Source organism: Phaeobacter sp. S60, from assembly GCF_000826845.1.
Lineage (GTDB): Bacteria > Pseudomonadota > Alphaproteobacteria > Rhodobacterales > Rhodobacteraceae > Phaeobacter > Phaeobacter piscinae.
Genome location: NZ_JSWJ01000004.1, coordinates 337,795 through 358,745, shown reverse-complemented (window position 1 = coordinate 358,745; position 20,951 = coordinate 337,795). Strand labels below are relative to the sequence as shown.

Annotated in this window: 25 protein-coding genes; 14 read left to right on the top strand and 11 right to left on the bottom strand. The window is 57.3% G+C overall.

Going from position 1 to position 20,951, the window contains the following annotated elements; translation table 11 throughout:
* Window positions 1-2: 2 nt before the first annotated feature.
* A complete protein-coding gene (locus OO25_RS06660; RefSeq protein WP_242406990.1) occupies window positions 3-1,607 on the bottom strand; it encodes a flagellar hook-length control protein FliK in 1,605 nt (534 codons plus the stop codon).
* A 236-nt stretch (window positions 1,608-1,843) separates the two neighbouring features.
* Between OO25_RS06660 and OO25_RS06655 the strand changes: the two genes are divergently transcribed.
* The 5 genes from OO25_RS06655 (at window position 1,844) to flbT (ending at window position 4,367) form a co-directional block, all read left to right on the top strand.
* Entirely contained in the window at window positions 1,844-2,134 is a 291-nt protein-coding gene (locus OO25_RS06655) for a rod-binding protein (RefSeq protein ID WP_040179059.1), read from the top strand.
* On the top strand, window positions 2,127-2,486 hold the full coding sequence (flgN, locus tag OO25_RS06650; RefSeq protein ID WP_040175017.1) for a flagellar export chaperone FlgN: 360 nt from the start codon (window positions 2,127-2,129) through the stop codon (window positions 2,484-2,486). Before OO25_RS06655 ends, flgN begins: the two co-directional genes overlap by 8 nt.
* 208 nt (window positions 2,487-2,694) lie before the next feature.
* On the top strand, window positions 2,695-3,507 hold the full coding sequence (locus OO25_RS06645) for a flagellin (protein ID WP_040175019.1): 813 nt from the start codon (window positions 2,695-2,697) through the stop codon (window positions 3,505-3,507).
* An 81-nt stretch (window positions 3,508-3,588) separates the two neighbouring features.
* The gene (gene flaF, locus OO25_RS06640) at window positions 3,589-3,960 is read left to right on the top strand and encodes a flagellar biosynthesis regulator FlaF (RefSeq protein WP_040175021.1); all 372 of its coding nucleotides are present in this window, start codon (window positions 3,589-3,591) and stop codon (window positions 3,958-3,960) included.
* A 2-nt stretch (window positions 3,961-3,962) separates the two neighbouring features.
* The gene (gene flbT / locus OO25_RS06635; RefSeq protein WP_014876468.1) at window positions 3,963-4,367 is read left to right on the top strand and encodes a flagellar biosynthesis repressor FlbT; all 405 of its coding nucleotides are present in this window, start codon (window positions 3,963-3,965) and stop codon (window positions 4,365-4,367) included.
* A 696-nt stretch (window positions 4,368-5,063) separates the two neighbouring features.
* On the opposite strand, the gene OO25_RS06630 is transcribed toward flbT, so the two are convergent.
* Window positions 5,064-6,392, bottom strand: coding sequence for a FliI/YscN family ATPase (locus OO25_RS06630; RefSeq protein WP_040175023.1), 1,329 nt, complete (start codon window positions 6,390-6,392; stop codon window positions 5,064-5,066).
* 88 nt (window positions 6,393-6,480) lie between these two features.
* Here OO25_RS06630 and OO25_RS06625 point away from each other — a divergent pair, with 88 nt between their 5' ends.
* Genes OO25_RS06625 through OO25_RS06585 form a run of 9 tightly spaced genes read left to right on the top strand, consistent with a single transcriptional unit; the run spans window position 6,481 to window position 11,059 of the window.
* Window positions 6,481-6,870, top strand: a complete 390-nt coding sequence (locus tag OO25_RS06625) for a FlgB family protein (protein ID WP_040175301.1) — start codon at window positions 6,481-6,483, stop codon at window positions 6,868-6,870.
* 12 nt (window positions 6,871-6,882) lie between these two features.
* Window positions 6,883-7,275 carry a flagellar basal body rod protein FlgC gene (flgC, locus tag OO25_RS06620; RefSeq protein WP_014876465.1) on the top strand — a complete coding sequence of 131 codons (393 nt, stop codon included), beginning with the start codon at window positions 6,883-6,885 and terminating at the stop codon, window positions 7,273-7,275.
* A 44-nt stretch (window positions 7,276-7,319) separates the two neighbouring features.
* The gene (gene fliE / locus OO25_RS06615; protein ID WP_014876464.1) at window positions 7,320-7,616 is read left to right on the top strand and encodes a flagellar hook-basal body complex protein FliE; all 297 of its coding nucleotides are present in this window, start codon (window positions 7,320-7,322) and stop codon (window positions 7,614-7,616) included.
* Between the two features lie 4 nt (window positions 7,617-7,620).
* Window positions 7,621-7,893 carry a flagellar biosynthetic protein FliQ gene (locus tag OO25_RS06610; RefSeq protein WP_040175025.1) on the top strand — a complete coding sequence of 91 codons (273 nt, stop codon included), beginning with the start codon at window positions 7,621-7,623 and terminating at the stop codon, window positions 7,891-7,893.
* A complete protein-coding gene (locus OO25_RS06605; RefSeq protein WP_040175026.1) occupies window positions 7,893-8,609 on the top strand; it encodes a flagellar hook-basal body complex protein in 717 nt (238 codons plus the stop codon). The genes OO25_RS06610 and OO25_RS06605 overlap by 1 nt, the downstream gene beginning before the upstream one ends.
* Before the next feature lie 10 nt (window positions 8,610-8,619).
* Window positions 8,620-9,405, top strand: a complete 786-nt coding sequence (gene flgG / locus OO25_RS06600; RefSeq protein ID WP_024098951.1) for a flagellar basal-body rod protein FlgG — start codon at window positions 8,620-8,622, stop codon at window positions 9,403-9,405.
* Window positions 9,405-9,821, top strand: coding sequence for a flagellar basal body P-ring formation chaperone FlgA (gene flgA / locus OO25_RS06595; protein WP_040179057.1), 417 nt, complete (start codon window positions 9,405-9,407; stop codon window positions 9,819-9,821). The genes flgG and flgA overlap by 1 nt, the downstream gene beginning before the upstream one ends.
* Complete coding sequence (gene flgH / locus OO25_RS06590) at window positions 9,821-10,561, top strand: flagellar basal body L-ring protein FlgH (protein WP_040175032.1); 741 nt, start codon at window positions 9,821-9,823, stop codon at window positions 10,559-10,561. Before flgA ends, flgH begins: the two co-directional genes overlap by 1 nt.
* 9 nt (window positions 10,562-10,570) lie before the next feature.
* Window positions 10,571-11,059 carry a flagellar basal body-associated FliL family protein gene (locus OO25_RS06585; protein WP_024098949.1) on the top strand — a complete coding sequence of 163 codons (489 nt, stop codon included), beginning with the start codon at window positions 10,571-10,573 and terminating at the stop codon, window positions 11,057-11,059.
* A 75-nt stretch (window positions 11,060-11,134) separates the two neighbouring features.
* Here OO25_RS06585 and OO25_RS06580 read toward each other — a convergent pair whose 3' ends face one another.
* From OO25_RS06580 to OO25_RS06540, 9 genes are all read right to left on the bottom strand, one after another.
* A complete protein-coding gene (locus tag OO25_RS06580; RefSeq protein WP_040179055.1) occupies window positions 11,135-11,536 on the bottom strand; it encodes a hypothetical protein in 402 nt (133 codons plus the stop codon).
* The gene (flhB, locus tag OO25_RS06575; RefSeq protein ID WP_040175033.1) at window positions 11,536-12,615 is read right to left on the bottom strand and encodes a flagellar type III secretion system protein FlhB; all 1,080 of its coding nucleotides are present in this window, start codon (window positions 12,613-12,615) and stop codon (window positions 11,536-11,538) included. The genes OO25_RS06580 and flhB overlap by 1 nt, the downstream gene beginning before the upstream one ends.
* Window positions 12,612-13,391, bottom strand: coding sequence for a flagellar biosynthetic protein FliR (locus tag OO25_RS06570; RefSeq protein WP_040175036.1), 780 nt, complete (start codon window positions 13,389-13,391; stop codon window positions 12,612-12,614). The genes flhB and OO25_RS06570 overlap by 4 nt, the downstream gene beginning before the upstream one ends.
* Window positions 13,388-15,466, bottom strand: a complete 2,079-nt coding sequence (gene flhA, locus OO25_RS06565; protein WP_369808851.1) for a flagellar biosynthesis protein FlhA — start codon at window positions 15,464-15,466, stop codon at window positions 13,388-13,390. The genes OO25_RS06570 and flhA overlap by 4 nt, the downstream gene beginning before the upstream one ends.
* Before the next feature lie 27 nt (window positions 15,467-15,493).
* Window positions 15,494-16,234, bottom strand: coding sequence for a transglycosylase SLT domain-containing protein (locus OO25_RS06560; RefSeq protein ID WP_040175303.1), 741 nt, complete (start codon window positions 16,232-16,234; stop codon window positions 15,494-15,496).
* A 201-nt stretch (window positions 16,235-16,435) separates the two neighbouring features.
* Entirely contained in the window at window positions 16,436-18,892 is a 2,457-nt protein-coding gene (locus OO25_RS06555; RefSeq protein ID WP_040179052.1) for a hypothetical protein, read from the bottom strand.
* Window positions 18,892-19,761, bottom strand: coding sequence for a flagellar motor stator protein MotA (gene motA / locus OO25_RS06550; protein ID WP_024098942.1), 870 nt, complete (start codon window positions 19,759-19,761; stop codon window positions 18,892-18,894). Before motA ends, OO25_RS06555 begins: the two co-directional genes overlap by 1 nt.
* A 77-nt stretch (window positions 19,762-19,838) precedes the next feature.
* A complete protein-coding gene (locus OO25_RS06545) occupies window positions 19,839-20,486 on the bottom strand; it encodes a MotE family protein (RefSeq protein WP_052465597.1) in 648 nt (215 codons plus the stop codon).
* A complete protein-coding gene (locus OO25_RS06540; RefSeq protein ID WP_040175041.1) occupies window positions 20,486-20,950 on the bottom strand; it encodes a hypothetical protein in 465 nt (154 codons plus the stop codon). The genes OO25_RS06545 and OO25_RS06540 overlap by 1 nt, the downstream gene beginning before the upstream one ends.
* Window position 20,951 lies beyond the last annotated feature (1 nt).

Sequence of the window (20,951 nt, the reverse complement as noted above, 5' to 3'; positions counted from 1 at the left end):
TCTCAAATCCTCATATCAAGCCCAACCTCACCGAGGTTGAGTGATTGCGTCATCGGCTCTGCAGTAAGGTCGGCCAGATCCTCATCACCAAGCCCGGCGGATCGGCCGGCTTGGGTATGCGCCTCGCCACGGCCACCGCTTTGATTCGAAGCTTCATCGCCCGAGAACTGGAACGAAATATCCTCAAACCCCATCCGCTTAAATTCATCCGCCAGCTCATTGATATGACGCCGCATCAGGTCACCAGTTTCAGCGCGCTCAGTCTGAATCATGACACTGACTCCCGTCTCGGTGACAGAGACGCGCATATTCACATGCCCCAGCTCCTTGGGATTGAGCGCAACATCGACGTTACGCTCTCCCTTCGTTGCCAGCGCTTCGGCCATCTGATTCGCGATCAGGCGGGGCGTTTCAGGTTTATGCACAGTCCCTGGACTTAGCGTTGCTTCTGTCAGCAGCTGTGACAGGCCAGGCAACTCAAACCCGCTGCTACCACCGGACACCGCGCTGCCGCCCACCTCCGCTGAGAGCGCCGGATCGATAGCAAGCGCCGAGGTAGATGTCGGCATAGCCGCGGAAAGAGCCCCTGCGCCGAGACCAAAGCTGGCAACCGAATATGTACCCTGAGGCAGTATCGCAGCGGTCTGCGTGGGCGTGGGTGAACGCATCTGTTCAACAGCTGTGCGCCGCGCCTCCAGGTTTTCCCGCACCGGCGAAGGCGTCCCCTCCAGCGGTGTCGGAGTGGCCGTCGTGTTCGCCTGTTGCACCGGTTGGGTTTGCCCCACCACCGACGGTTTCGCAGCGTCCTTCACCATCTCGGATTGCGCTGCCGCCGTTGCAGAAGCCGCGCCGGGTTTCACCTCTGGCTGAGTGCTTGTTGCAGGATTGGAGACGGCATCGGTTTGCACGATCCGACCTCTTGGCCCGACTGGTGTAATGTTTGCCTCGGCCCCAGTTCTACGCCCATCCACAGCGACATCACGCGCCGCCTCGGCCTCAGCGGCTGCCGAATCGCTGCGCAGCCCCGGTGTTGATTGGCCTTCCGCATCTGCGACCAACTGCTGCGAGGGGCTGCCCGTTTCCGTAGACGCTTTTGGTGCATTGCCAGGGCTGCCCTTAGATCCATCGCTTTTTACCTCAGACGGCAAACCGACCTTTGCAGAGACCTCAGCAGCGGCCGCTGCATCAGTACCTGTACCCGGCGCCACAGCGGCACGATCCGGCGAACCCTCGGCAGATGAATTGACTTCACCCTCTGCCCCCGCGCCTTCAACATCTGGCTGAGGCAAAGCGGCGGACTGACGTTCAACGTTCTCCGCAGTTGCGCCATCGCGTCGACCGTTTTCAGTCAACTTTTGCGGGGTTACATTGACATTCAGCTGCGCGGGAATCGCCGGAACCTCAGGATCTGCTGCGGCCTCCTTGGCCGCCGCCTGATCCACTGCCTCTTGCGGAACCTCGCCCCTGGCCGCCTCAGCGTCACCATCCTGTGTTGTCTGATTTGTCTTTTCCGACGCATCCGCAGTGGTGGCCTGCTGTTCAGCAACCTCCTCTACCTGCGCTACGTCGCTTCCTGCGTCTTCTGACGAATTTGCAGTCTTTGCCATAACCGCGTCAAAGCTTGCGCCTTTACGCGATTTTGCCGATTCGCCTTGCTGGATCTTCTCCGATCCCTGAGCGCCACCAGAGGTGGGGCTTGTAACTGCGTTGATAAACATTGGCTTCCAGACATTCTATCTCGATGCCAGCACCATAACGCCAATCGGTTACGGCAATTTTAACCGATCATCCGCCAAAATAGAAAAAATCTAAGCAATTTCGACATCTCAGAACGAGGTACATCATGGAACCGATTGCTCAACTTCCGGCGATGCAGCGTCCAGCTGCCATCACCCCCCCGCCACAAGATCCGCTGCGCAAGGCCGCACAGGAACTTGAGGCGACTTTCCTTACAGAAATGTTGAAATCCGCCGGTCTTGGCGAAAGTCGCGAGACAATGGGCGGCGGCGCTGGTGAGGACCAGTTTTCCAGTTTTCTGGTGCGCGCGCAGGCGGAGCAAATCACCAAAGCGGGCGGCGTCGGCTTGGCAGAATCACTTTATCACGCATTGAAAGAGGCACAGGACAATGACTGAACAAACACCGCAACAGCTGATCGAAGAACTTGATACCCTCCTGGATGCTGAGCGCGCGGCGCTGGTGAGTGGCAATCTGCAGGAGCTGGAACCTCTGCTTGCCAAGAAGGAGGCGATCATAACGACACTTAATACGACCGCTGATCTGGAGCGTGAAGCGCTGGAACATGTTCAGGGCAAAGTGTCTCGCAATCAGGTTCTGCTGGACAGCGCCATGGAAGGCATCCGAGCGGTCGCGACCCGGATGGCGGAACTGAGACGTGTGCGCAAGGGGCTCGATGTCTATGATCAGTCAGGCCGCAAAACCCGCTTTGCAACCGGTGGCACGCCCAGCCTGGAGAAACGCGCATAACCAACCCAATTTAGAGAAAATTCTAGCAATGGAATTTCCGGCATTAGCACTCCTTTAGCACATAGTAGGCCAATGTCACTTTGCACCTTCAACAGAGGGTGGCGCGGAAGCCGGACGGCGGAACGCATAGTCAGAAAGACGTCAGAGAGCGCCCTTCGGGGCAGGGAAACCAGAGGTCAAAACGCCTCGAATCAAAGGAATACATGCTATGTCCAGCATTCTGACTAACAATGGCGCAATGGTTGCACTGCAGACTCTGCAGTCCGTGAACAACAACCTTGACGACACCCAGAGCCAGATCTCCACCGGTAAACGGATCGGTTCGGCCAAGGACAACGCCGCGGTTTGGGCGATCTCCAAAACCATGGACTCTGATATTTCCGGCTATAAGTCGGTTCAGGAGTCTCTGGGCGTTGGCGAAGCGACTGTTGCCGTGGCTCTGTCCGGTGCCGAGCAGATCGTTGAAACTCTGACCGAGATGAAGCAGCTGGCGATTTCCGCAAACTCGGAGAACGTTGACCACGCAAAGATCCAGGATAGCATCGCCAAAAAAGCAGCACAGATTGAATCCATCATCGATTCAGCTGAATTCAACGGTGCAAACCTGCTTGATGACAACGTCACTACATCGCTGACCGTTCTGGGTGGCCTGGATCCATCTGCGGATGCCATCACCGTGACCGCGATCGACTCTGCGACAAATATCAGTACCGCCGGGATCACCGCAATTTCTGACGTTGCAACTGCTTCGACTGCTCTGACCGAGATCGAGACCATGCTCGGTAACGCCATCGATGCAGCAGCCCAGCTGGGTGCGGATTCCAACCGACTGTCTGACCAAGGCATGTTTGTATCGAAACTCTCCGACTCCCTGACGATGGGTGTCAGCACGATGACCGACACGAATATGGAAGAATCTTCTGCGAGGCTTAAAGCCCTTCAAACTCAGCAACAGTTGGCGGTGCAATCCCTGTCGATTGCAAACCAGGCGCCGCAAACCCTGATGCAGCTGTTCCGTTAATAGCAGCTTGACTAGGGGCGTCGTCAGGCGCCCCTGGTTCCCTATCGCAGAGAATCTGTAGATTACATGTTAGGATAACACGTGAATGCCCTTCTAAAGGCGAAGAGCGCCTATTCGGCGGCAAAGGCCCCGACTCGAACTGCAAAAAACCTCGAATACGAAGTCATCGCCCGCGTAACCCGTCGCATCGTCGCCGCAGCCCAAAAAGGTAAGCCAGGCTTTACCGAACTTGCCGCAGCGCTGACCGACAATCGCAAACTCTGGTCGATCTTTTCCGTCGAAGTTGCCAGTCCTGGAAATCCTCTCCCGGACGAATTGAAAGCTCAGCTGCTCTCGCTTGGGGAATTCACCCATCAACACACCAGCAAAGTCCTGGCCCGCAAAGCGGATGTACGACTTCTGGTGGAAATCAACACGGCCATCATGCGTGGCCTTCGCAGCGGAGCGTCCTGAATATGAGCGGATTGGTCCTGAAACTTGCCCCGAAAGAGCGGGTATTGGTGAACGGTGCAGTGATTGAAAACGGAGATCGCCGTAGTCGATTGTCCATCGTAACCCCGGATGCAAATATCCTGCGGCTACGTGATGCCATCCACCCGGAAGAAGCAAATACTCCTGTACGCCGGGTATGTTACGCGGCCCAGCTGGTACTGTCTGGCGATGTCGATGGCGAGGAGGATCGCCTTCAGATGCTACGCCGAATCGAGGAACTGAGCCAGGTGTTCACGGACCCTGACAGTCGTGCATCCCTAGCAGAGGCCACCGATGCGGTCCTCTCCGACAATCACTATCGATGCTTGAAAGCGTTGCGCACCTTGTTGCCACGCGAGGATCGGTTGATGGCCGTACGCCCATCATGAGTTCTCAGCCGACTGTGTGGCAAAGCTGCACTGTCGGCTGGAATTATTCCGCGCTCAAGGAACCTGGACATAACCAGTCGCGGTAACCTTATATTTATAAAGGCAAATTGGCGAAATTCGGCCACTGAAGACTCCTCTCCGATAACTGCGGAAAGTGCCTTCGCTGCGCTGCCGTGCTTCACGGTTCCGTTTTGGATTGCCGCCTTCAGGTCGGTACGCTCATTCTGAAATGCGTTCCGCATCAACCATGCCGACAACACGCCTCACCAAATTGTGGGGTGGGCGGCAGCGATGTTGACTTAGGCGCAGGTGCCCGAGCCGGGTATCGAAATCCCTGGCGCGCACATCACGCTTTCGGCGTTACAAGTCCATCAGTCCAACCGACACCAACGAAGCAATCACCTTGCGATTCTTTGGGGATAGAGCCATTCGGCATGAGGAGACGTCCTCGAGGCGATAATCTCCTTTCAGCAACAGTGCAGGAACTGCCTCCAGCGTGACGAATTGCGCAGGCCCGCAGGTTCAAATGTATCGACCCTACAATTTTACCGGTAGTCCGCACCATATCGATGGGATAGAATTTTTCCCAACCCATCACAATATGACCACCTCAATGAACGCCTCAGCGCCTACTATACCTACTTCACGGAAAAGCGTTTGATTTGTTTCAGGCTTGCCTGCCACTACACAGCAGACTTACCGGATCGCCACTGCTCGACGCATCATCAGCATCAGGCGGTTAAAACTGCTTTGCACACCTTCAGGATCTGACCTGCCAAAAAACGAATCCAACTCTGGCCAGAGTTTCACAGCCTGATCCAGGGTCACATCATTGCCTTCGGAATACAGGCCCGCGCGGATCATAACCTCAGATTGTTCGTAAGCACCGAGATATTTCCGAACGTCCAGGATGGCTGAATTTTCATCCGCTGTAGCAGCCGCAGGCAGGCTTCTGGAAACCGATCGCGATACATCTACAGCCGGGAATCGCCCTCGTTCCGCAATCTCACGGTTGAGCACGATATGTCCGTCCAGAACGCCGCGCAGGATATCAGCGATCGGCTCATCCATATCGGAACCTGCGACGAGCACGCTGAAAATAGCGGTGATGTCGCCTTGGTCGCCACTGCCGGGACCCGCACGCTCACAGAGACCGGTAATCAAGGGTGTCACCGAGGGCGGGTATCCGCGCAGGGCCGGCGCTTCGCCGGATGAAACGGCGATCTCGCGATGTGCTTCAGCGAATCGGGTCACCGAATCTGCTAGGAACAGCACATTTTTTCCCTGATCGCGGAAATGCTCTGCCACGGCCATTGCCGACCAGGCGCATCGGCGGCGCACCAGCGCTGATTGGTCTGATGTGGCGGCGATGACAACTGCACGCCGCATTCCTTCGTCGCCCAAGACATCCTTTACGAAGTGGTTGACCTCACGTCCGCGCTCCCCGATCAGCGCGATAACCACGACATCAGCCTCCATATTCTGTGCCAGCGTGGCCAACAGCGTCGATTTCCCCACACCTGACCCAGCAAAAAGACCGACACGCTGTCCTTTTACGATCGGCAGGATTGTGTTGAAAACCGCGAGACCTGTTGCGAGTCGCTCTCCCATCGGACGGCGTGAGGCGGCTTTTGGTGGCGCCGCCATCAAATCCCGCGTCGCCTCGCCACGCATCATCGGCCGCCCGTCCAGAGGTGCACCAAAGGGATCGATCACGCGTCCGATCCAACTGTCAGCCGGGGCGAAATCCGGTGTAGGGTGCAACAGAACGGCATCCCCGACGGCGACGCGATCCGGCGCTGTATCTGGTAACATGCTGACTTCGCTACCAGAAATTCGCATAACCTCACCTTCCAATGGATCGCTCCCCGCCCGACGAAGAATCAACCGATCCCCGATACGTGCCTGGCCATTCAACCCCGACACCGTGATCGCGCCACCTGAAATTTCGGACACGCGACCTACGGCTGACGACAGCTTCTTGTTCGCCAAATCCTGGGTCAATGCGTTGAGGGCTGAGATCATGTTCTGGTGTCTCCAACTGTTCCTGAAAACAATTTCTAAAGGAATCAGGGTTAAGCCTTGATTGAAATTGATCGAGGGAGAAGCCCCGGTGTTTAAAGAACTGAACGTCTTTAAGATTGCCTACTCAATGGCCACCCATGCAGGGAAGCGCCAGGCCTTGGTGTCGCAGAACATCGCCAATGCCGATACACCTGGCTATCACGCCAAGGACATTAAGCCTTTCAAAGAAGTCTATGCGCAAGGGCCCCGCGCGGGTGATATGATCGCCAGCCGATCCAACCATCTGCATGGCACCGCCGGCTCCGGCATGGACTGGGCTGTCACGACAACGCGCGGCGGCGGTGATCCCAATGACAACACCGTCTCGATCGAAGGCGAGATCCTGAAGGGGGTTGAGGTCAAGCGACAGCATGACCGTGCATTGGCGATCTACAAATCTTCGATGAACGTGTTGCGCAGCAGCCTTGGCCGGAACTGAGAAGGTTAGAACATGAGCGAATTTTCCAAATCCCTCTCTGTCTCTGCAAGCGCATTGAAAGCCCAGGCGAGCCGCCTGCGTCATGTGTCGGAGAATATATCCAACGCAGATACCCCCGGGTATCGCCGCAAGACCGTCCCCTTTGAAGCGGTGCGCGATCTGCGCTCCGATGTTGAGAAGGTAGAGGTTGGTCCTGTACGTCTGGACCGATCAGATCTGGAGCAGGTTTTTGACCCCTCTCACCCGCTGGCTGACGAGAGCGGCCATTATGAAGGATCGAATGTAGACCTGATGATTGAGATCGCCGACGCCCGCGAGGCTCAGCGCAGCTACGAGGCCAACCTCAAAATGTTCGAACAGGGGCGGCAAATGTCGTCATCACTGATGGACCTGTTGCGCAGATAACACCGAGATTTACTGAAACACACTGACATACTTGGAGATCCAGAATGGATATTCGCAGTCTTTCCGCCACCACTGGCTACGCCGCCGCACGCCCCGCGACTAAGGTCGATCCGGAGCACATGCCCAGCAGCGCTGAGGCCAAGATCAAAGCCAGTTTTGAGGAATTCGCCGGCACCCTGCAGCAAAGCGAGCAAGTTTCAGTCACCGCAATGACAGGCAATGGCGACCCTCATGCGCTGGTCCAAGCATTGGCCCAGACCGAACTTGCGGTGGAAACCGCAGTGACAGTCCGCAACAAGGTAGTGGAAGCCTACCAGGAAATTCTGCGGATGCCGGTATAAGCCCATGATGAGCGATGGACTTTTCTACGACACTCTGCGCCAGGCTCTCTGGGCAGCGGTAATGATGTCGACACCGATTTTGCTGGTTGCGTTGGTTGTTGGTCTCGCCATCGGCCTGTTTCAGGCCCTGACATCGGTGCAGGAAATGACCCTGACCTTTGTACCTAAGCTTACTGCTATTCTTGTCGTTTTTTGGATGACCATGGGTTTCATGACGCAGACCTTGGTTGCCTTTTTTGATGGGCACGTCGTGCCGCTGATCTCAGGAGGTCTGTAATGGGAGACACCGGTTACACCACCCTGTCCCGCCAATCCGGTCTGATGCGCGAAATGCGCGTGGTCGCAAATAATATCGCCAACTCAGCCACCACCGGATACCGGGCCGAAGGGGTTATTTTTTCCGAATTTATTCAATCCGCTCCCGGTCAGGAATCCCTGTCGATGGGGCGGGCAAATATCCGCAACACCTCAATGGCCCAGGGGGCCCTGACCCAATCGGGCGGTGACCTGGATCTTGCCATTGAAGGCGATGGGTATTTCATGGTCGAAACCCCAATGGGTGAGCGGCTGACGCGGTCGGGCGCGTTTTCCACCAACGCCCAAGGTGACCTGGTCACCATGGACGGTCATCGGGTCCTGGATGCCGGTCGCGCGCCTGTGTTCATTCCTGGCGATGCCAAATCAATCAAATTCGGCGCCGACGGCACACTGAGCGCAGATGGACGAGCGCTCGGGCAAATCGGTATTTTTAAGCCGGAAGAGAATTATCAGATGGTCCGCGAAGACGGGGTTATGTTCCGCGTCGATGGCGAAATCGAAGGCGCTGGCGAAGCCCGCGTGCTCCAGGGTTTTCTGGAGGGATCCAACGTCAATGCCATCTCCCAACTGGCACGAATGGTCGAAATTCAACGCGCCTATGAAATGGGCCAGAGCTTTCTCGAGACCGAAGACGAACGTGTCCGCAACGCCATCAAAAACCTGACAAAGTCGTAGGAGTAAGCCCATGCGCGCCCTGAAGATCGCCGCAACCGGAATGACCGCGCAGCAGCTGCGCGTTGAGACAATTTCAAACAACCTCGCGAATATGAACACTACGGGCTATAACGCTCGGCGTGCGGAATTTGCGGATCTGCATTATCAACAGGTTACGCGGGCCGGCACGGTAAATGCCTCCGACGGAACGGTGCTGCCCACTGGTGTGCAGGTGGGCCTTGGCGTCCGTGCCTCTGCCATCTCCATTCATCTGGCGCAGGGGGCCCTGACACAGACCGGGAATGATCTGGACGTTGCCATCGACGGCAAAGGCTATCTTGAGGTCACACTCCCCTCCGGGCAGTCCGCCTATACCCGAGACGGGGCGCTGAAACGGTCGGCCGAAGGTCTGGTTGTCACCTCCGACGGTTTCACTGTCTCCCCGGATATCACCATCCCCAGCGACGCGCGCAATGTCTCGATCAATGCCGATGGTGAGGTCTACGCCTATTTTGACGAAACCGCCGAAGGGCAGCTGATGGGACAGCTGACGCTGGCTGGGTTCTCCAACCCCAAAGGCCTGGAAGCTCTGGGTAGCAATCTTTTTGTGGAGACCGAAGCCTCGGGTGCGGCCACCGTTGCCTCTCCCGGTGAGAATGGTCTCGGCACCCTGCGTCAGGGCTATCTGGAGGCCAGCTCGGTGGATGCCGTCCGCGAGGTCACGGAACTGATCGAAGCCCAGCGCGGCTATGAAATGAATGCCAAGGTCATCTCTGCCGTCGATCAGATGATGGGCGCAACCACGCAGGTACGCTAATGAACCGGATCCTCGCCATTGTTATGCTGTTCTGTGCCCAGCCCGCCTGGGCCGACATCCTGGTCCCGGTGCGAACCATCCGGGCCAAGGAAATCGTGACGGCCGAGGATCTGGTTCTGAAACAGGCCGAGGTGCTGGGCGCGATCTCCGATCCATCTTTGGTAATTGGCCAGGAAGCCCGCGTGGCGCTCTATGCAGGGCGGCCCGTGCGCCCGGGCGATGTTGGCCCGCCGGCCATCGTCGAGCGCAACGACCTGGTCACCATTCGGTTCAAACGTGGTGGTCTAACCATACTGGCCGAGGGTCGCTCGCTTGGTCGCGGCGCTGATGGCGAAGCAATCCGCGTCATGAACTTATCGTCACGCACGACCATCAGCGGGCGTATCGCCGCAGATGGAACAGTTGAGGTAAACTGATGAAAAATAAAACCCTTTTGGCGAATTCGGCCCTTGCGGCTATGATCACGCTGAGCGCCTGCGGACGACTGGATCATGTTGGCAAACCACCGACATTCAGCCCCGCAAGTGAATCTCCTGAACATGTCGCTATGCTGTTTCAGGGCTTGCCTGTAAACACGCAGACCCAACGCCCGGTTGATCAGGCGTCCCTCTGGAGCGGTTCGCGTCAGTCTCTGCTGGGGGATCGTCGGGCAACCAAACAGGGTGACATCCTGACCGTCGTTATCGAAATCGACGAAGAGGCAGAAATCTCCAACGATACCAAGCGGTCGCGCTCCGGCTCCGAAAGTCTGGCGGTTCCGCAACTGCTCGGCCTGCCCCAGCGATTAGATCGGAAACTGCCCGAAGGGGCGTCGATGGCTGATGCCGTTGATATCGGCAGCAGCAGCAGCTCCGGCGGCAAAGGTTCTGTGAAGCGCAGCGAGAAACTGGAACTGCGTGTCGCCGCAACCGTGGTGGATGTGTTGCCAAACGGTGTACTGTCGATCAGCGGCACACAAGAGCTGCGCGTCAACTTCGAGATGCGCGAATTGTTGGTGACAGGCTACGTGCGCCCCGACGATATCAGCCGCCAGAATGAGATCACCTATGACAAGATCGCCTCCGCGCGGGTCTCATACGGTGGCCGCGGCCAAATCACCGATGTTCAACAACCCCGTTACGGCCAGCAGGTGCTGGACGTGATCCTGCCATTCTGAGGCCTGCATATGTTGTCAAAACTACTGCCCGTCATTCTGCTCCTTGTAGGGACCGCCGGTGGAATCGGCGCGGGGGTCATGCTGGCCCCGGCCCCCGCCCCGGAAGAGCACGCCGAGGACAGCGGCGAGCACGCCGAAGAAATCACCCCTGAACTGCCGGGCGAAGAGGAAGAGCAGCGCGAATACATCAAGATGGCGAATCAATTCGTCGTTCCAGTTGTCGAGCGTGAACAGCTCTCCTCACTGGTGGTGATCTCTCTCAGCCTGGAAACCAAGGCCGGGATGAACGAGAAAATCCACGCCTACGAGCCAAAGCTGCGGGATGTCTTCCTGCAAGTGCTGTTCGATCACGCCAATATGGGCGGTTTTCGCGGTGCCTTCACCCGGTCGGACATGTTGACGCCCCTGCGAACCGCTCTGCGCGAAGCTGCACAGAAGCAACTGGGCAAGGATATTTATGATGTACTGATCGTGGAAATGTCACGACAAGATGTCTGAAGCTCAGTTCTACATCAACGAAAAGGCCGGTTCAGATGAACCGGCCTTTTTTGATACAAACATGTTGCGTTAATTTCATTCCATATTCATCAACCGGTTGTGCAGCTTTTGCGCCCTGTCCTTCTTCACCCGCTGGCGCTCCTGGATCGCCATCGTTTCTACCGCGTGCTTGCGGCCGAACGCTTTGCGCAGATTGTCCATTGCCCGCAGCTTCTGCGCGGTAATCTGCGCCAATTCCATATTCAGATGGCGGCGGGTGCGGCTGTGCCAGCCCTGCCACAGAAGATCCGCGCCAAGTGCTTTCATCGCGTGGTCGGAATTAGCCATTTCGCGACTGTCCTTGATCTGCTGATCCAGTTTTGCCAGTTGGCCGCGCACCCGCGCCTCAGCATCCAGAACCGGTTTCACCTTGGCATGCTCCTGCAGGTACATGGCCTCTGTCACATCTGCCATCTGGTCCAGCATCTTCTGTTTCATTACACCATCCCCTTAGCCCGTTGACGCATTTTTTCCGCAAAGCGGATGGCAGCGGCAACTGGTGCATAATGCTCTTCGTGAATTTCCTGGCCGATATCGACCGCCGCATGCAACGCGCGCGCGGTGGGCGGATCACTGTGGATCGGAACACCGTTCTCATTGGCAACTTCTCGGATAACGGCGGCCACCTCATCCACACCTTTGGCCACGCATATGGGGGCCTGCCCAGGTGCGCGGTCCCACTTCAGCGCCACCGCGTAGTGGGTCGGGTTGACGATCACGACATCAGCTTCGGCCACATCGGCGACACCCTGGCTCATAGCAATTTCATGTGCCTTCTGCCGACGCGCGCCCTTCAGATGCGGATCGCCCTCAGCTTCCTTGGCTTCGTCCATGACCTCCTGGCGGGACATCATGTTCTTTCGATTGTGCTCTGCCTGCTGAAAGGCCGCATCAATCACACCGATACCCAGCGCGATGATCAACGCAAGGATCAGGAACTCCAGCGCCAGCTGCGCCATCATCATGACAACGACAAAGGCCCCGGTGGCTGAAGAGGCAATCATGTCTGGCAACCGAAAATTGAGGTAGATGCCCATGCAGACCGAATACAGCACCAGCTTGACCGTACTTTTGAAAAACTCGAACAATCCCGAACGCCCGAATTTGTTCTTTGCGTTAGAAATAATCGAAATTTTTGAGAGCTTTGGTTCCAGCTTACTCGGCGCAAAAACCAGAGCACGCTGCGCGATGATCGAGAGCAAAACGGCGGCCATCGGTACAATGAATATCGGCAGGCTGGACGTGCCGACCGCCATCAATATGCCACCAAGCGGGACAGTGCCCGCGCCGCCGAAGAACAAATCGGCCAAGCGATCGGGTTGGTCCAGAAACGACATCAATATCGTCCCGAGCTCCTCCACCACATCCGCGCCCGATACATAGATTGCAACAATCAGACCAAGATAGGCTGCTGCCACATTGAGGTCCGTCGACTTCGGAACCTCCCCCTTCTTACGAGCTTTCTCAAGCTTTTGCGGTGTTGGCTCATATGACTTGTCTGAATCGTCGTCGCTCATGGCATCCCCTCACCCGGATTGGCGAAAAAGCCCATGAGCGCCGTGCTCCAGATATCCAAGATCATCGGGCTGGCCACCATCAGAATTGCCAGACCTCCGAAGGTCACAACCGGGGCACCTACAAAGGCCACCATAAGCGCAGGCATCGCGCGGTTAATGACACCCAATGTCAGGTTATAAACCATCGAGCCGATCAGGAATGGTGCTGCCAGCGAGAAGCCCATCGCAAAACTACGCGATACCCGGTGCACCCCCCAGTCCGACAGCCCTGACGCGCTCGGAAATTCACCCACCGGAAACATCATGTAGCTGTAGATCATGAATTCAGCCACCCGGATGTGCAGCCCCAACATCACTGCCAGTGCCAGACCGGAGATCAGAAGCACCGCACCGATTGCCGGCATGGGTTCTGCGCCGATACCTCCCAATACCTGCGCGAGAGAGGTCGACTGTGCGGCAATAGTGCCGGCAATCTGAATAGCATGAACAAACATGCGGATCGCCATTCCCAGCGCCAAACCGACAACGGCCTCACTCAGTGCGAGGCTGCCATAATGCAATGGGCTTGCTGGTGGCGGAAGTATCGGCAACGCCGGCGCCACGACAAATGTAAACGCCAAGGAAATCGCCAGTTTAATCCGCACTGGAACGTATTTCTCACCAAAGGCAGGCAACACTGAGACCATCGCCCCAATCCGCAGAAATACGATGGCCCCATGCCAAAAGCCGGCGCCCAGAAGGGCGACCAGCTCAGGTGGCAGAAAGTCCAAATTCATGCAGGAACCATCCCAACGAGGGCCGGTCGGGCTTCGAGGCCGATCTCCTCGAATGATAGGACCGGGTTGAGGATGCCACGCGATTTGAGGATTGTCCGCAAATATCTACGGCGCCGGGTTGAGGTCACAACTGCTGCAAATACGCCCTGTTCCGTAGTGGTGTTCAGACGCTCACTCAGCCCTTCGGCCAGCCGGTTGAACTGTTCCGGAGGCAGCGCAATATCAACGGCACCGCCCTGAGCGTCGATCTGGTAGGTGGAGAATGTCTCCTCCCACTCAGGCGCCAGCTGGATCAATGGAATGGTCCCATCTTCGCGTTTCATCTCACCAACCAACTGGAACCCCAGCCGCTGGCGTACATGTTCACAGATGATCTCAGGCTGTGGCGTGTGCAGGCGGGCCTCGGCGATGGTCTCCAGAATCAGCGGCATATTTCGGATAGAGACGCGTTCCTCCAGAAGCAGCCGCAGGACTGTGTGCAATGTGTCGATCGGAACCTTGTCCGGCACCAGTTCATCCAGCAGCTTTCGATTGGCTTCGGCGCGGAACTCATCCGTCAGTTCGGTCATCTCATTCAATAGACGGCGAAGCGATTTCAGTGTCAGCAGGCGGGGGAAGTTCTGTTTGATCACTTCCAGCAGATGCGTTGCCAAAATTTCTGGCGCCGTCACAATTGTCGCCCCCGACAGTGCAGCATCTTCCTGCGCCTTTGAGGAAATCCAGCGCGCCGGAGCACCATAGACGGGTTCGGTGACATCTGTGCCCGGCGGCAGGGCATCATGATTGTCCGGCATCAGGGCCAGAACCATTTCCGGATGCAGAATGCCGCGCACCTGTTCGACGCCCTGAACCTTGATCACATAGGTGCCTGTCATCAGTTCCGGCTCATCCGTCAGGCGGATTTCAGGCAGGATCAGCCCGAATGTCGTGGCCACATGCGTTCGCATGTTGGCGATACGGGCATCAAGGCCGGTCCCTGCGTCCAGCACCATGCTCACCAGATCGGGCGCAAACTCCAGGTGCAGGTCGTCCAGATCAAGGATATCGCCAAGGGCCCGGTTTTCCTTGGGCTCCATGACCTCTTCGATCTGCTCTTCCATCTCGGCTTCTTCGCGGTCCTTCAGGTTTTTGCTCATCCGGTAGGCGGTGTAGCCCAGCACAGCCGCACCAGCCATGAAAGGAATGAAAGGCAGGCCGGGAACCAAAGCAAACAGCGCCATGAGAATGGCCACAGTGGCCAAGGCCGCCGGGTGTTTGCCCAACTGGTCAGCCAGCGCGATATCGGTGGACCCGGTGGCACCCCCGCGCGCCAGCAGCAGCGCCGCGGCGATGGAAATAATCACGGACGGAATTTGCGATACCAGACCATCGCCAACCGTCAGGATCGCATAGGTTTCAAACGCGGAGACCACCGGCATTCCGTGGATCAGAACGCCCATGATCAAGCCCATGATCAGATTCAGCAAAGTGATCAGCAGACCAGCAATCGCGTCGCCTTTCACAAATTTGGACGCACCATCCAGAGAGCCAAAGAATGTCGTCTCACGCTGTTCCGTCTCCCGGCGGTCGCGCGCGGTTGCGTGATCAATGGCACCAGCGGACATGTCGCTGTCGATGGCTAGCTGCTTACCCGGCATACCATCCAGGGCGAAGCGGGCGCCAACCTCGGCCATCCGTGCGGCACCTTTGGTGATGACCATGAAATTCACGATCAGCAGCACGCCAAACACCACGAGACCCAGGAAAACACTGCCGCCCATCACAAATTGCGCAAATCCTTCGATCACGCCCCCTGCCGCATCGGTACCGGTGTGCCCCTGACCGATGATCAGTTTTGTCGACGACACATTGAGCGACAGACGCAGCATCAGGGAGGCCAGGAGAACCGTCGGAAAAGACGAAAAATCCAGCGGACGTTCAATAAACAGCGTGATGGTGAAGATCAGAATCGCCAACCCAAAGGAGGCGGCCAGCCCAATGTCCAGCACCCAGGCGGGCATCGGCAGGATCATCATCACGATGATCGACATCAGCGCAATTGCCAGCAGTACGGTTGGGCTGAACAGTTTTTGCATATCAATGTTTGGCACGAAAATCAGCCCTTATTTCAGTACGATGAGCGCTTGCGCCGAAGTGCCGCCGCCGGTCAATGGAACCAGAGATCCCAGGCGGGCAGCACCAGACGGTGCCCCACCCTGAGCGATCAGCGGCGAAGGATTGTGAAGCATGGCGAGGGGTTGTGGGGCGGTAAACGTGGCTCGGCTGCGCTCCACCGGCAGTGCTGCGACCGTCTCCACCGGCTTTAGGTCCGCACGCACCCTGTCAAAACGCGCAGTATAGCGGTTTGCATAGGTGGGTGTGCGCGAGTGGTAGGCGCCGGCAGCCTGTGACCAGTCACCAAATTCATCGTGCAGTTCACGCAGGAACCGCGCCGCATATTGCGCATTCGCAAGCGGGTCGAACATCTGGTCGATCGAATCGAAAGCCTGACCATGCCATTTGAAATTGATCTGGAAACACCCGACGTCAAAGCTCCGTGCACCGCGTTTGAAGTGGGAGAAGACATAGGCCCGGGCCTCATCTTCTGTCTGAAACCACTTGCCGGCACCTTCCATATTGACGGTCCAAGGCCAGGGCTGGAGCCCTTGTTTTCCACCGCGGCCGGTCTCCGTCCTGGTGATGGCGCGCAACACGTCCAGCGGAACGCCCTGATCACGCGCTGCCCGTCGCGCGGCAAGATCACATAGGGCCGATACCTGCGGTGAAGCCGCGTATATTGTCTGAGGAATAAGCAGCCCCAGGAGGCCAAATACTGCGACAAGCAGCACGGACCACTTTGGCAAACTGCCTGCGCAGCGGACACACCGCCGCTGTTGTCGGAAATAATAGCTCGATTTCGGCATTCTGCCTGTCCAAATGAGGATTCACCCTAGGTTCGAGCGTAAGCTGAGAGCGTTGACAAACCGTTATCACCAAACGCGCAAAGACCGCCTCGATCAGGCGATCTTTGCAAATGCTCCGCTCAGATACGTGGTTCTTGGACGCTACGATCCATCGTCGGAAAGATCCGCCTGCGGCGTAACTTTCTGCAACAGATCTGCGATGCCGCCACGCGTCCCCTCGCTGCTTTCAACAAGCGCCCTTGCATGGGCCAAGGGCGGCAGACCGGTGGGTTCTTTCGCCGTCTCTTCGATTTGTGTTGTCACGCGCGCGACGCCACCGAACTGTTCCGTGTCATCCGCATCCATCGTGGCAAGCGTATCGCGATCCTCGGAATGCCAGAATCCACGCGTGGCAGCATCTTTTTCTTCTTCTTCAAGCAGATACTCACCAGCCCTGGCGTATTCTCCATTGCGCCAAAGTGCCTCTGCACGCAGCTTGTTTGCTGCAGAACCTGACAGTCCCATCAACTCAACCAAAGCGGAATGCGGCTTGTCCATCGCCAACGCTGCTTTGGCCAGGATCAGCCGACGTTTCGTGTTTCCAGGCTCCATTGCCAGCTTTTTCAGGATTGATTGAGCCTGCTGTGCAAACCCCAGATCCAGCAGGCGTTCGGCCACGATATCCGCGACTGGTGCGACCTCTGCGGTGGTACCATTGGCCGCGATAACCAGCGCATATTGCAGGAAGGTGACATCATCTGCCCGCTCTGTCAGCAAGGTTAGCAACGGTTCCAGCGCCGCAGTACGCGCGGCTGGACCATCCCGGCGGCTCAACACTTCCAGTTCATTGAAACTGTCATGAAAATCACCAGTCAACGCCAGGGCGGCAACCACTGCGCGCCTGAGATCAGCGCCCAGCGGACTGTCGCGATTCTCTACCTCATAGGAGGCAGCCAGATCCGGCACATCCGGCGACAGTGCGCTGCGCTCAGCAAAACTGAGGTCGATCAGTTCGATCAGGGCCCGCGGTGCGTTTTCCGTCCGTTCGGCCACCTCATCCGTCAACTCTTGGGCGACGGTTTCAACGTCGCCTTCCAGTCTGGCAATCTCCGCCTCGGCCAAGTTGATTTCAGGGACATGTTCGACACCTGTACGATCAACAGACCGCAAAGCCGCGCCCGCCAGATGGGGATCACCCGCCTTTGCAAACAAGGTACTGATGCGCGGACCAACTTGCACCCGCAGATGGGGTGGTAGCTTGGCAAAAGCCTGTTGAATCGCATCCGTTTTGGCATTTTTCTTGATCGTTCCATCTGCCAAGGCCGCCCAAAGCGCCACTTCGCTATCGCAAACCTGCTGCCCCGCGAACGTGTGATTGACCTCCATCGGCTGGCCATCCAGCACAGCCCCCATGGCCGTCAGCGCCACGGCATCGTCGTGCTCCGCAGCACCAGATGGCATCATCCGCAGAATCGCCTGCGCCTCAGCACCAAATCCAAAGAAAAGATATGCCCGCGCCAGGGTCAAAACCGCTTCCGGATCGACGTCATCAAATTCACGCACCAAATCCGCGCGCAATGGCGAAATCTGATCCGCAAATGGTTCATCCGTGCCCCATGCATGCACCGCCAATTGTCGGCTTGGTAGGCAATGTGTTGGCTGACCTGACGTGTCGGACCTGCGTGCAATAAGACCGCTTTCCCTATCCACAGAGGAGGTGACCGCGATCTGATCCAGCGGATTAAGGGGGCGGTCTCGGCCGCTCAGAGGATCAAGGACATGCCCGTCCGTGCCATCGTGCACCTCAACGCCGATCAATTCCAATAACCCTTGATTGGTGGCACGGCTGATTTGTTGCAACAGCCGCTGTTCGGATTCGTTGACCGTTGCCGCTCTTTCGGTTTCCGACAAATCAAGCAGCATATCCGTGTCAACTTGGACCGGAACCGGTTTCGGCTCAGTGGCAGACTCCACCGCAACGCGGGCCTCTTCAACCGGCGCGGCAGGTACCTCAGCGCGTGGGGTTCGGGTCAGGTCTAGGGGCAGTTGGATCGCTGACGGTGTATCCGCCACAGCGACAGGAAGACGCTGCACCTGATCAGCACCGGTAGTGCTGCGAGACGTCACACCAGCAAGATCAAGTGCAGCACGCGCGTCCGCAGCTGCCCGCGCCGCAAGATTAAACCGATATCCGGTACTATTGATATTTCCGGGCAAGAGCGGCAACGGCGATCCGGCCGTCAAAGGCTGATCGGCACGGGGCGTGCCATCGGCGATATCAACCACCAGATACCCGTCCTTCTGAACGAAGGAGCTGACATCGCAGTTACACCCAAGCTGCAGCTGTAACGGTTGCCCAGGCCCGGCTTGGGAGACCGACTGCAGCCGCGTACGCGGGATCAGGTCAAAGACTCGCGAGGTGTCGAACACAACTGTGGGCGTATCGATCACCACCTGGGCTGACTGCCCAGACTGACGCAGAGACCAAGGCGCACCAGCGGGAAGCCGCATGACCAACCGGGAAAACCCGGCATGCTCTCCCGAACGGGCGACCACTGTCTGAGCATCCGCGGATGCCGCAGCCAGGGTCAATGCTGCAATGGTCAGTGCGCGCCACATCATGCTGCGTCCTGTTTCACCGATTTCAAGGCATCTTCCAGTTCAGAAAATCCGGGGCGGATGTGGGATGGGGTGTTCTGACGCCCCACTTCGATACAGATCGCCGCTGCGTGATTGTGCAGGTTGGCCACCAAAACTTCGCGAATGAGCGAATAGAAATGCGCGTCCTCTTCGACAACTGACTTCACCTTGCCTGCGAAGGGGCCGACCAGACCATAGGCCAGGAAAACACCAAGGAATGTCCCAACAAGCGCACCACCGATCAGTTTACCCAGAACCTCAGGCGGCTGATCAATTGATCCCATGGTTTTAATAATGCCGAGAACAGCCGCAACAATGCCCAGCGCCGGAAGACCATCGGCAAGCGATTGCAGCGCATGGCTGGAGTGCAGGGCGTGGTGCAGATTCGCCTCAATCCGTTTTTCCAGAACTTCCTCAACCTGATGCGGATCATCATAGTTCATCGAGGCTGACCGCATGGTGTCGCTGATCAGATTTACCGCCTCTTTATCCGCGAGGATTTTGGGATAGCGATTGAATACCGAAGAATTTTCCGGATCTTCGATATGCTGTTCAACCTCAACCGGGTTCGCCCTTGCGATCCTGATCAACGAAAAGAGCAGACACAGAAGATCGCGGTAGTCATCGGGCTTCCATTTGGGACCCTTGAACACCTTGCCGACGTCTTTCAGCGTATGTTTGACGCCGCCCATATCATTGCTGATCAGAAAGGCGCCAACACCAGCGCCGCCAATCATCATGAATTCGAATGGCAGAGCTTTGATGATGATCGCAAACTTGCCACCTGCGAGGAGATATCCCCCGAACACCATGACAAAGATAACCACGATGCCTACAATACCGAGCATTAGGTCCACTCCGAATTTCGTTTGTTTCTACAAGTTTAGGCGATTCACGTTAAAAAAGCCTGAGGAGCAGCACTTGCTTACTCCTTTGGAACAGACCCATTGCGACCCGCCAGGACCACGCTGATTGTATAGGCCGCCTGCGGGCTGAGCCCTGCCATGATGCCGGCCGCTGCCTCGGGGCGCATGCGTGCGAGGAAGCCCGCTGCAAAGGCAGGATCCATCTCCTCGAAAAGGGCAGACGATTCTTTTGGTTTCATCTGTTCATAGACCGACGTCAGCCGCGTCAAATCTGCCTCAGTTGCACCATCCGCAAGAGCGAGTGTCGATTTCAGCTCTTGCTCTGCCTGCTCCAGCGCCACCAGTTTTTGCTCAATCGCTTCGTCTGCGATTTCGAGCGCCCTCATACGGTCTTCGATCTCAGCCTCACGGGCAGATAGAACAGCTTCACGTTCCTGAAAGGCCGCGAGCATGTTCTGCAGTTCGGCAGAAGAGGGCATCGACTGACCATTCAGCGTGCCTTTCGGCTCTTCTTTCAGGGTCGATTCGTCCTGTAGATTCGCAACCTCACGCGCGATGGCCGGACCAGCCTCCAGCCCGAGACGCACAATTGCTGACCCCATCAACAGCAACGCCAGCATCATGAGAGCGCTGCTACGCGACCGCCTGATGCGCTTTGCCTTCTTCGGCTTTACCGGGGCGGCTTTTGTCTTTGCTGTCTTGGCCATTATGCAACCCGACCCTGAGACCGGTTATGACGGACAAACATCAGACCTGCGGGTTTCGCAGGTTCCGGCTCCGCCGCCACTTCCGGCTCCGCGTCGGCCTCATATGCCGCTGCCAATGCATCGCTTTCTTCGGCGACAGCAGACGGAGCGACAGTGGATTTCGGCTCAGTCGCCGCCGCCTCAGGCATATCATGCATGGAAGCCATCATTAGCTCCAACCGCTGTGCGACCGATTCGGCGCGCCCGGTCAGTTGGTCGAGCGCCTTGCTGGAACCATCCGACACATGACGCGCGGCCAGCAGCGACTTGTTGAGATCATCGACCTGCGCAGAAAGCACCGCAACTGCACCGCCAACCCCCTTTTCCAGATCATTAAAACGCTTCAGCCGACGCGAGAGCACCAGGCAGTAAAAGCCCGCCCCCATGGCCCCGGCCGCAAGCAGGATATCTGCAATCAGTTCCATC

Bases quoted from the DNA above. Each gene is read 5' to 3' on its own strand.
- flgA (WP_040179057.1), top strand. From the start codon at position 9,405: ATGAACCGGATCCTCGCCATTGTTATGCTGTTCTGTGCCCAGCCCGCC.
- motA (WP_024098942.1), bottom strand. From the start codon at position 19,761: ATGCTCGGTATTGTAGGCATCGTGGTTATCTTTGTCATGGTGTTCGGG.
- fliE (WP_014876464.1), top strand. From the start codon at position 7,320: ATGGATATTCGCAGTCTTTCCGCCACCACTGGCTACGCCGCCGCACGC.
- flhA (WP_369808851.1), bottom strand. From the start codon at position 15,466: ATGCAAAAACTGTTCAGCCCAACCGTACTGCTGGCAATTGCGCTGATG.
- OO25_RS06585 (WP_024098949.1), top strand. From the start codon at position 10,571: ATGTTGTCAAAACTACTGCCCGTCATTCTGCTCCTTGTAGGGACCGCC.
- OO25_RS06660 (WP_242406990.1), bottom strand. From the start codon at position 1,607: ATGGCAAAGACTGCAAATTCGTCAGAAGACGCAGGAAGCGACGTAGCG.
- flhB (WP_040175033.1), bottom strand. From the start codon at position 12,615: ATGAGCGACGACGATTCAGACAAGTCATATGAGCCAACACCGCAAAAG.
- OO25_RS06630 (WP_040175023.1), bottom strand. From the start codon at position 6,392: ATGATCTCAGCCCTCAACGCATTGACCCAGGATTTGGCGAACAAGAAG.
- OO25_RS06540 (WP_040175041.1), bottom strand. From the start codon at position 20,950: ATGGAACTGATTGCAGATATCCTGCTTGCGGCCGGGGCCATGGGGGCG.
- OO25_RS06570 (WP_040175036.1), bottom strand. From the start codon at position 13,391: ATGAATTTGGACTTTCTGCCACCTGAGCTGGTCGCCCTTCTGGGCGCC.
- OO25_RS06610 (WP_040175025.1), top strand. From the start codon at position 7,621: ATGATGAGCGATGGACTTTTCTACGACACTCTGCGCCAGGCTCTCTGG.
- flgN (WP_040175017.1), top strand. From the start codon at position 2,127: ATGACTGAACAAACACCGCAACAGCTGATCGAAGAACTTGATACCCTC.
- flbT (WP_014876468.1), top strand. From the start codon at position 3,963: ATGAGCGGATTGGTCCTGAAACTTGCCCCGAAAGAGCGGGTATTGGTG.
- OO25_RS06555 (WP_040179052.1), bottom strand. From the start codon at position 18,892: ATGTGGCGCGCACTGACCATTGCAGCATTGACCCTGGCTGCGGCATCC.
- OO25_RS06655 (WP_040179059.1), top strand. From the start codon at position 1,844: ATGGAACCGATTGCTCAACTTCCGGCGATGCAGCGTCCAGCTGCCATC.
- OO25_RS06545 (WP_052465597.1), bottom strand. From the start codon at position 20,486: ATGGCCAAGACAGCAAAGACAAAAGCCGCCCCGGTAAAGCCGAAGAAG.
- OO25_RS06580 (WP_040179055.1), bottom strand. From the start codon at position 11,536: ATGAAACAGAAGATGCTGGACCAGATGGCAGATGTGACAGAGGCCATG.
- flgG (WP_024098951.1), top strand. From the start codon at position 8,620: ATGCGCGCCCTGAAGATCGCCGCAACCGGAATGACCGCGCAGCAGCTG.
- OO25_RS06645 (WP_040175019.1), top strand. From the start codon at position 2,695: ATGTCCAGCATTCTGACTAACAATGGCGCAATGGTTGCACTGCAGACT.
- OO25_RS06605 (WP_040175026.1), top strand. From the start codon at position 7,893: ATGGGAGACACCGGTTACACCACCCTGTCCCGCCAATCCGGTCTGATG.
- flgC (WP_014876465.1), top strand. From the start codon at position 6,883: ATGAGCGAATTTTCCAAATCCCTCTCTGTCTCTGCAAGCGCATTGAAA.
- flgH (WP_040175032.1), top strand. From the start codon at position 9,821: ATGAAAAATAAAACCCTTTTGGCGAATTCGGCCCTTGCGGCTATGATC.